Genomic DNA, 9,363 nt, shown 5'->3' on the forward strand with positions numbered 1-9,363 from the left:
CCTGCGGGTCCACGACCAGGGGGATGTCGTCGGGAGTGAAGACATACGGGCGCAGGGGCAGGCTGCTCGGCCTGCCCGCGGCGAGCAGTCGCTCGTACCAGCGGGCTGGAGCACACCGCAGGACGTCCGCGTCGACCTCTCCATGGCGGCCAGCGTCGGTCAGGTGACCAAAGAAGTACCCGGCGACATCGCGAGTACGAGCATTGTAGACTTCTTCATGCAGAATTTCTGCATAGATCTGCTCGTGACAGAACTGCTGGCTACGTCTCCCGGGAGGTCGATCATGCTTCTCCGGTTCCGGGTGGCCAACCATCGATCCATCCGCGACGAACACGAGCTCTCGTTGATCGGCACCGAGCTCAACGAGGGGACCGCGCGCCCGACGTCGCTGACGTCCAAGGGACGGCCGGTGACGGTACTCCCCGTGGTAGGGGTCTTCGGGGCGAACGCGTCCGGCAAGTCGAATCTGCTGGCCGCCGTCTGTTTCATGAAGGATGCGGTACGCGGCTCGTTCGCGGACTGGGCGAAGACCCCTGGGAGCGTCCCCCGTGAGCCCTTCCGACTGGATCCGTCCTGCCGGGAGCAGACGTCGCTGTTCGAGGTCGACCTGCTGCTGGGTCGCACCCCCGTCCGCTACACCTACGGCTTCGAGCTCTCGGACGGGCGGGTCGAGGCGGAGTGGCTGCACGCCTACCCCCACGGCAAGCGCAACATCTGGTTCGACCGGGATGCCGGCCGGGCCGACGATGGCGGGGACGAATTCGTCTTCAAAGGCTCCGGGTTCAGAGGCAGGCGCGAGGATCTTGTCGCGTTGACCCGGCCGAACGCGCTCTTCCTCTCGGTAGGAGCCACGCTCAACGACCCGCAGCTCTCCGCCCTGCACCGCTGGTTCCTCGACAGCCTGTGGCCGGTCACCCCCGGCGCCGACACCGCGGCCCGCACGCGCTGGACCCAGCACCTGCTGACAGACCCGGAACAGGCTACTCATTACCATAACCGCATCGATCAAATGCTGTCCGTAGCCGATCTCGGCCTGGCCGGGATCGACGTCGACCACAACACCGGACAGGTCAGACTGCGCCACCGGACGCCGGACGGCGGAACCATCCCGCTGGACTTCCTGTCCGAGGAGTCCCTCGGCACCCACGCCTGGTTTGCCTTCCTCGGCCCCCTGCTGATGGCCCTGGACTCCGGCACCACCCTGTTGGTGGACGAACTCGACGCAAGTCTGCACCCCACCCTGGCCGCGGAGGTCGTCCGGCTCTTCCAGGACCCCGACGTCAACCCGCACAACGCTCAGATGATCTTCACGACACACGACGCGACCCTGCTCGGCAACGCAGTCCTTGACCGCCCGCTCGACCGGGACCAGGTGTGGCTCACCGTGAAGAAACACTCAGGCGCCACCGAGTTGTACCCGCTGACCGACGCCCGGCCCCGTAAGGAGGAGAACCTTGAACGCGGCTACCTGCGCGGCCGCTACGGGGGGGTCCCCCGGGTCACCGCCGGCGAACTCGTCCGTGCGCTCACCTGGCCGGCGACAAGGGCAACAGCGTGAGCGGACGCAACAGACAGCCTGACAGCCCACCTCCGGCGAAACGCCGCCGGAGGGGAAGCATGGAAGACATGCGTCCGCTGGACCGCAGAGCCACACGGCGCGAAGCTCTCCGCGACAGGGAGGGGACGGCTGTGGCGAACGCCCGGGCACTCGTCACAGCCTGCCCGCACGGTGCCTGTGACGCAGCACAGGCGCAGTACGAGTCGGTGGACAGAAACGCCGACGTGTCCCCGGCGGAGTGGTCGGCGCGCTCCGGGCACGCCCCCGGCTGCCCCGTCCTGGGCCGAGACCCGTCGACCGATGTCTGGCGGCTGCTCACTGCCCTGGGCATCGTCCGGTCTCCGGACCTGTCGCGCCGCCCGCGGCGGGACGGTCACGTTACGTTTATCTGAAAGGAATGGATCTCCAGGCCAGTTCCGGGAGGTGTGCCGTGACCACGGAGATGGTCGTTCCCGCCTGGATACACCTGCCGATCATGGAATCACATCCGGTCAGACATCCGCTCGGACCGGTTCCGGGGCGCGCAGCAGCGGGAGGAGCTGGTCGCCGATGCGGGCGGCCTCTTGCCGGTAGGGGGTGTCGGAGAGGACGAAGTGGGTGATGCCGAGGGCGGCGTACCCGCGCAGGGCGGTGGCCACGTCGTCCGGGGAGCCGACCAGCCAGGTGGTGCCCGCGCCGCCGCCGCCATACCGGCCGGGGGCGGTGTAGAGGCAGGAGTCGAGCACCTCGCCGCGTTCGGCGAGGTCGAGCAGCCGCTGCTGGCCGACGGCCCGGCGCCGTTCGGGGTCGTTGTGCTGATCGACCTCACGCGCCATCAGCGCCACCTTCGCCTCGGCGTCCCGCCAGGCATCCTCGGTGGTGTCCCGGACCAGGGTCGTGATCCGCAGCCCGAACTCCAGCGGGGCGTGGGCGCGGCCGACGAAGGAGCTCAGCGTCTTCAGCCGGTCGATCCGCTCGGCGATGCCCTCCAGCGGCTCACCCCAGAAGAGCTGGACGTCGGCCTCGGCCGCCGACACCCGCTCCGCGGCGGCCGAGGCACCGCCGAAGTAGAGCCGCGGGTGCCGGCCGCGCTCGGCGAGGTGTGGCCGCGGGCGCACTGTCGAGTTCTCGACAGCGAAGTACTCGCCACGGAAAGTGACGTCCTCCTCGGCCCACAGCCGCCGCACGAGCTGGAGGAACTCCCTGGTGCGGCCGTACCGGCGGGCCGGGTCGTGCTGCGCGTCGCCGTACGCGCCAAGGCTGTCCTGACCGCTGACGATGTTGATGAGCAGGCGCCCGCCGCTGAGCTGGTCGAGGGTGGCGGCGGCGCTGGCGAAGTGCGCCGGCTGCCAGTATCCGGGCCGGATCGCCGCCAGCGGCTGGAAGGTGGTGGTGCGGGCGGCCAGCGCGGTGGCCACGGTGAAGGTGTCCGGACGGCCCCAGCCCGTCCCGATGAGGGCGCCGCCCCAGCCATGGTCCTCCGTGGCGCGGGCGAGGTCGGTGGAGAAGTCGAGGGTTCCCCACCCGTCGCGGGTGTCGTCTCCGCGGTGCCCGGGCTCGACGGTGTTGGGGATGTACCAGAGGAACTCCGTGCTCATCTGAAGACCTCCTGCCTGAAGACCTCAGCCCCACCTGGTTCCGCACCGGTCCGCGCGCGGCCGGTTGAGGTATGCCCCGCCCTGTTGACCGCGCGGTCGTCATACAGCATTGAACATGCCGCCCGCCGGCACGGCTGAAGGATCCGGAGCGCCGTGCCGGCCGTATCGGCGCTCCGGGCGGCGGGTACGGGCGCAGGCCAGCTCGAGCCGCCGACACCGTGACAGACACGACAGACGCGACAGACGCGACAGAGGGCACGGGCCCACGCTTCTACACGGCATCGTGAACGCTTCCGCCCCGGGAAAGCCGGCCGCGCGCCGGGGCCGGCCGGCCGCGCGGCCGCGGCGACGCGGGACGCCGGGAACGCGCAGGATGTGCAATGGCACGACAGGCGGCGCGCGGACGCGCGGAGCCGGAACGCGTGTGACGTCAGAACGCGGGGGCGAGGAGGGACGGCGTGGGCCAGCGGGAGTTCGGCTCGATCCACAGCCACGGGCTGGTACGGGTGGCTGTGGCGGCCCCGCCGGTCGCGACCGCGGACCCGGCGCGCAACGCCGAGGGGACGATCGCGCTCGCCCGCGCGGCGCACGCGGACGGCGTCGACGTGGCGGTGTTCCCCGAGCTCGGCCTGTCGTCCTACGCGATCGACGACCTGCACCTGCAGGACGCCCTGCTGGACGCGGTCGAGGAGGCGGTGGCCGCCGTCCGCGAGGCCAGCCGCGGCCTCGGGCCGCTGCTGCTGGTCGGGGCGCCGCTGCGGCGGGGCGGCCGGCTCTACAACACCGCCCTGGCGATCTCGCGCGGCCGCGTCCTCGGCGTCGTGCCGAAGACGTTCCTGCCGAACTACCGCGAGTACTACGAGAAACGCTGGTTCGCTCCGGGAGCCGGTGTCACCGGCCAGGAGATCACCGTGGCGGGCGAGACCGTGCCTTTCGGCACCGACCTGCTGTTCACCGCCTCCGACCTGCCCGACCTTGTGATCGGTGTCGAGATCTGCGAGGACTACTGGTCCCCCATCCCCCCGTCCTCCTACGCGGCTCTGGCCGGGGCGACGCTGCTGGCGAACCTGTCGGCGTCGAACATCGTCGTCGGCAAGGCGGCCGACCGGGCGTATCTCTCCGCCGCCCAGTCGGCCCGCGCCGTCGCGGCCTACGTCTACTCGGCCGCGGGCCTCGGGGAAAGCACCACCGATCTCGCCTGGGACGGCCAGGGCACGATCCACGAGCTCGGTGAGCTGCTCGCCGAGTCCGAGCGGTTCGCCGACGGGCCGCGGCTGACCGTCGCCGACGTCGACCTCGCCCGTATCCGCCTGGAGCGGATGCGGACACCGACGTTCAACGACAGCGCGGTACTGGCCGGGCAGCCCGAACGCCGGTTCCGTACCGTCGCCTTCGAGCACCGTCCGCACCGGCGGGACGTCGGGCTGCGGCGGCACCAGCGCCGCTTCCCGTTCGTCCCCGACACCCCGGAGCGGCTCGATCTCGACTGCTACGAGGCGTTCAACATCCAGGTGCACGGCCTGGCCCGGCGGTTCCGCTCCGCCGGCGGCCGGACGATGGTGATCGGCGTCTCCGGCGGGCTCGACTCCACGCACGCGCTCATCGTCGCGGCCAAGGCGTGCGACCGGCTCGGGGTGCCGCGGTCGGCGATCCTGGGCTACACCATGCCCGGTTTCGCCACCGGGGAGGAGACGAAGTCGAACGCCTGGGCGCTGATGCGCGCGCTCGGCGTGACCGGCGCGGAGATCGACATCCGGCCCGCCGCCCGCCAGATGCTCGCCGACCTCGGGCATCCGGTGGCGGAGGGCGAACCGGTGTACGACGTCACCTTCGAGAACGTCCAGGCCGGGCTGCGGACGGACTATCTGTTCCGGCTGGCGAACTCCCACGGCGGCTTCGTCGTCGGCACCGGCGATCTCAGCGAGCTGGCGCTCGGCTGGTGCACCTACGGCGTCGGCGACCAGATGAGCCACTACGCGGTCAACGCGGGGGTGCCCAAGACGCTCATCCAGTACCTCATCCGCTGGACGGTGGCCTCGGGCCAGTTCGACGAGGCGGCCGGCCGGCTGCTGACCGCGATCCTGGGCACCGAGATCTCACCGGAGCTCGTGCCCGCGGACGCCGAGACCGGCGCGCTGCAGAGCACCCAGGACCGTATCGGGCCCTACGAGCTGCACGACTTCTTCCTGTTCCACATCCTGCGCTACGGGCTGCCGCCGTCGAAGGCCGCCTTCCTCGCCTGGCACGCCTGGCGCGACGCCGCGGCCGGACGCTGGCCGGCCGGTTTCCCCGCCGACGGCCGGCACGCCTACGACCTGCCGACGATCACCCGCTGGCTGAAGGTGTTCCTCTTCCGTTTCTTCGAGCTCTCGCAGTTCAAACGGTCGGCGCTGCCGAACGGCCCGAAGGTGTCGTTCGGCGGCACGCTCTCGCCGCGCGGCGACTGGCGGGCCCCGTCGGACGCGAGCGCGGCCGTCTGGCTGGCCGAACTCGAACGCAACGGCCCACCGGACACGACGCCGCGGCACAACCAGCCGCGCCCAGCCGGGCCCTGACAGCAACCATCCCAACGGTGGCGCCATGCACGCTGGGGCCTGGCTCGCCGTGCGCGCTGGGGCCTGGCTCGCCGCCCGCGCCTGACAGGTTCCACGAGCGCGCCGACACACGTTCCGCGCCCACGACGCGCCGGCCGAGTCGGCTCCACGACCGAGCCCCGCCCCCCTGGCCCTCCTCGACCGTGCGCCGTGGCAACGGCAGCCGTTGCGGGTGAACGACACCGTGAGCCCGTGGCCGGTGGCGGTGGCGATCCGGCCAGGTGCGTTGCGTGTCGCAGCATCGGCTATCGTGAAGTCATCGGGAAAAACGTGAAAAGGGGTCCGCGGATGGGCAGGCTGGTCCACGCCTCGCTGTTCCTGAGCTGGTGCCACGACGATGTCGCGGCCAAGCGGGCGCTGCTCGAGCAGCTTCACCTGGACGGCCTGGCCGGGGTGCGGATCGCCTGGTGGGAGGATTCCCACCTGCTCCTCGGCGAGGACTGGCGCCGGCAGATCCTCAGCCGGCTGGACCACTGCGACTACGGGCTGCTGCTCCTGAGCCCCGGCTTCTTCAGCAGCCGCTTCATCCTCCGCGAGGAGCTCCCCCGGCTGCTCGGGCCGAGCGCCGACAAGGTGCTGCCGGTGATGCTCAAGCGGGTGCCGTTGGACGGTTCGCACGATCTGCACGGGGTGGACGCGCGGCAGGTCTTCGCCGGTGCCGGCGGCCGCTGCTTCACCGAGACCCGGGGCGCCGGCCGGGAACGGTTCGCCCTGGACCTCGCCACGGCGATCCGCCGGCGTGTGCTGAGCGACGCCGCCTGATGGGGCGGCTGCCGCGCCGGGCGGTGCTCCGGCACCTCGACCGGCTCACCGACGACGTCACCCCCCGGCAGCTGTCCCGGCTGCGGGCCCTGGCCGACCTGATCGACGACGACGGCCGGATCCCGATGCCGCGGGCGCTGGACGCGGCCACGCCCGGCGGCAGCGACCAGAAGGCGCAGGACGCGTTCCGCAAGTTCCGGGCCGCGCTCGACGATGCGGCGGCCGCGGCCGGCGTCGAGCTGCGGCTGGTGAGCGACCAGCGGAAGGCCCCGCCGGCCGACCGGTTCTGCTGGTTCGAGGGCGCGGACGCCATCGGTGACGAGATCGCCGAGCGGTCCCAGCGGGAGGCCGCTCGCGGGACGGGCGACGAGCCGGTGCCGGCGACGGTGAGCGAGGTGATCCGCGGGGTTGTGCACGTGGAACGCGGGGTTGTGCATGTGGAGACGGCGCTGGAGGCTTCCGACGCGGTGCGGCGGCGGGAGCGGCAGTTCGTCGAGCTGCTGGCCGAGCAGCTGGCGGCGCGTCCCGGCTACCGGCTCACCAGCGCGTCCGACATCGCGCTCGGGCTCGCGGTCGACAGCGAGCGGCGGCGGCTGCGGGAGGCGGCCGACGTGGTGGTGGAGCTGGACAGCGCCGCCGCGCGGCGGCACGCGCACCCGGGCTCGACGGCCCGCCGACCGATCCGGGTCGCCCTCGAGGGAGTGGCCCGCGGGGCTGAGCCGGCCGGGCCGGCCGGGCCGGCCGGGGACGTGCTGCACGGCGCCGGCCAGCCGTTCAGCCAGCGCACGCAGCGGCCGGCGCGGCTGGAGTTCGTCGAGATGGTGCTGGGGCTGATCGACGACCGGCTGGGTGAGCCCGGCACGCCACGGCCCGAGCCGGAGGGGTGGGCTCGGCTGCTGGCCGACCGGCACGCGCTGGACAGCGAGCCCGGCACGCCATGGCCCGAGTCGGAGGGGTGGGCTCGGCGGCTGGCCGACCGGCGCGCGCTGGACGTGGAGCCGGTGCCGCCGAAGGCCGGGGAGACGTCGCTCGCCGCCGACGTCCTGGCCGCGGCGGGCCCGCGGCGGTTCAGCGAGCCGGTGCCGGCGGTGGAGCGGCTGCTGGTGTGGGCCACCGACACCTCGGCGGCCGCCCGGCACCTGTGCGCGCTGCTCGGCGACGTCGGCATGGGCAAGACCACCACCGTCAAGCTGCTCACCCAGGCGCTGCTGGATCTCCGCGGCGACGACCGCTCGGCGCCGTTGCCGATCCTGTTCGACCTGCGCGACCTGCCACCGGCGCTGGCCAGGGAGGGGGCGGGCCATCCGAGGATTCTGGAGGCGCTGCTGGCCGCCGGGGACCTCGGCACCGGCCCGTCCGCCGCGCAGGTGCTGGACCTGGTCGCGGCCGGCAACTGTGTGCTGATCTTCGATGGGCTGGACGAGGTGCTGGTGCACCTGGACCCGCACGCCGGCCAGGTGTTCACCCGCCGGCTGTGGCGGGCCACCGAGGATGCCTGGCGGTCCCGGCCGGCCAGCCAGCGGGCCGACCGGCCGAGCCGGCTGCTGCTGTCCTGCCGCACCCACTACTTCCGCTCGATCCGGCACGAGACCACGCACTTCACCGGCCAGCACCGGGACGGCCCGGCCGGCCCCGACTACCTGGCCCTGCTGATGCTGCCGTTCGACGAGGAGCAGGTGCGCGCGTACCTGGCCGCCAACGTGCCCGGCGCGGACGTCGACCGGCTGCTGGAGCTGATCGACAGCGTGCACAACCTGCGTGAGATCGCCGAGCGGCCGCTGACCCTACGGATGATCGCCGAACAGCTGGAGACGGTGGAGCACGCCAAGCTGGCCGGCCGCACCGTGCGCGCGGTGGACCTGTACGCGTCGTTCGTCATGCAGTGGCTGGAGCGGGACGACGGCAAGCACTCGCTGTTACCGGAGCACAAGCAACTGCTCATGGAGCACCTCGCGGCACAGCTGTGGCGGTCGGGCCGCACGACGTGGGAGGTGGCCGACGTCGAGCAGTGGCTGCTGGAGTTCCTGGCCGGCCGGCCCGACCTGGAGCTGCACTACCCGGCCCGGACACCCGACCTGTGGAAGGAGGACCTGCGCACGGCGACGTTCCTGGTCCGCCGGGGCGACGACACGTTCGGGTTCGCGCACACGTCGCTGCGGGAGTACTTCCTCGCCCGATATCTGGGCCGGGCGCTGGAACTGCCCGCGGAACAGGCGCGCGAGCACTGGCAGCTGCCGGTCCCCAGCCCCGAGACCCTCGACTTCCTCGGCCAGTGGCTGGCAGGACGCGACGAGGAGAGACATGGCGAAGGGAAGCATTCCCCTCACATCGCCACGCTGGCGGAGCTGGCCGCCCATGCCCCGGCGGGCCGGGCTGACGCGGCGGCGGTGCTGGCCTTCGCGTACAGCCTGGCCGCCGCCCGTGGCGGCCACCCGGCCCACCGCCCGGCCGGCGCCGTCCTGGCCGGCGCCGATCTGGCCGGCTGGTGGATCGACGGCGGCGGCCGGCGGCTCGACCTGCGCGGGATGTCGTTCGCCGGAGCCGATCTGACCGGAGCCGTGATACGCGACGCCGACCTGTCAGGGGCCGACCTGGCCGGCGCGAACCTCACCCGGGCCGAAATACACGACACCGACCTGAACGCGGCCGATCTGCGCCGCACCGGTCTCGCCGGCACGCTGTTCCGACGCTGCGACCTGAACGCCGCCCACTGGGCCGGCTCCACCGCCCACCGGACGCAGGCCCTGCTGTGCCGTTCAGCTCCGAGCACACGCCGGCCGGGCTGGCTGGTGGCACCGACCAACGCCCCCCGCCGAGCCGACGCCCGGCTGTCGTCCTTCACCGGCCACACCAGCCTGGTCACCCACGGGGC

The 9,363-nt window shown here is 72.4% G+C and carries 5 protein-coding genes; 4 read left to right on the forward strand and 1 reads right to left on the reverse strand.

The features are described 5' to 3' along the window. Positions 1-1,558, forward strand: a 1,558-nt coding sequence (locus AC5LSR_RS12950; protein ID WP_250286080.1) for an AAA family ATPase, incomplete at its 5' end; no start/stop codon positions are given. 491 nt (positions 1,559-2,049) lie between these two features. On the opposite strand, the gene AC5LSR_RS12955 is transcribed toward AC5LSR_RS12950, so the two are convergent. Next, on the reverse strand, positions 2,050-3,135 hold the full coding sequence (locus AC5LSR_RS12955) for an LLM class flavin-dependent oxidoreductase (RefSeq protein WP_250286079.1): 1,086 nt from the start codon (positions 3,133-3,135) through the stop codon (positions 2,050-2,052). Positions 3,136-3,593: 458 nt separating this feature from the next. Here AC5LSR_RS12955 and AC5LSR_RS12960 point away from each other — a divergent pair, with 458 nt between their 5' ends. From AC5LSR_RS12960 to AC5LSR_RS12970, 3 genes are all read left to right on the forward strand, one after another. Further along, positions 3,594-5,690: an NAD(+) synthase gene (locus AC5LSR_RS12960; protein WP_250286078.1), complete on the forward strand. Its 2,097-nt coding sequence runs from the start codon at positions 3,594-3,596 to the stop codon at positions 5,688-5,690. Positions 5,691-6,017: 327 nt separating this feature from the next. After that, on the forward strand, positions 6,018-6,491 hold the full coding sequence (locus AC5LSR_RS12965) for a toll/interleukin-1 receptor domain-containing protein (RefSeq protein WP_250286077.1): 474 nt from the start codon (positions 6,018-6,020) through the stop codon (positions 6,489-6,491). Further along, on the forward strand, positions 6,491-9,363 hold a 2,873-nt coding region (locus tag AC5LSR_RS12970; RefSeq protein WP_493468499.1), incomplete at its 3' end, for an NACHT domain-containing protein. The genes AC5LSR_RS12965 and AC5LSR_RS12970, both read left to right, overlap by 1 nt.

Source organism: Protofrankia sp. CiP1_Cm_nod4 (assembly GCF_982290645.1).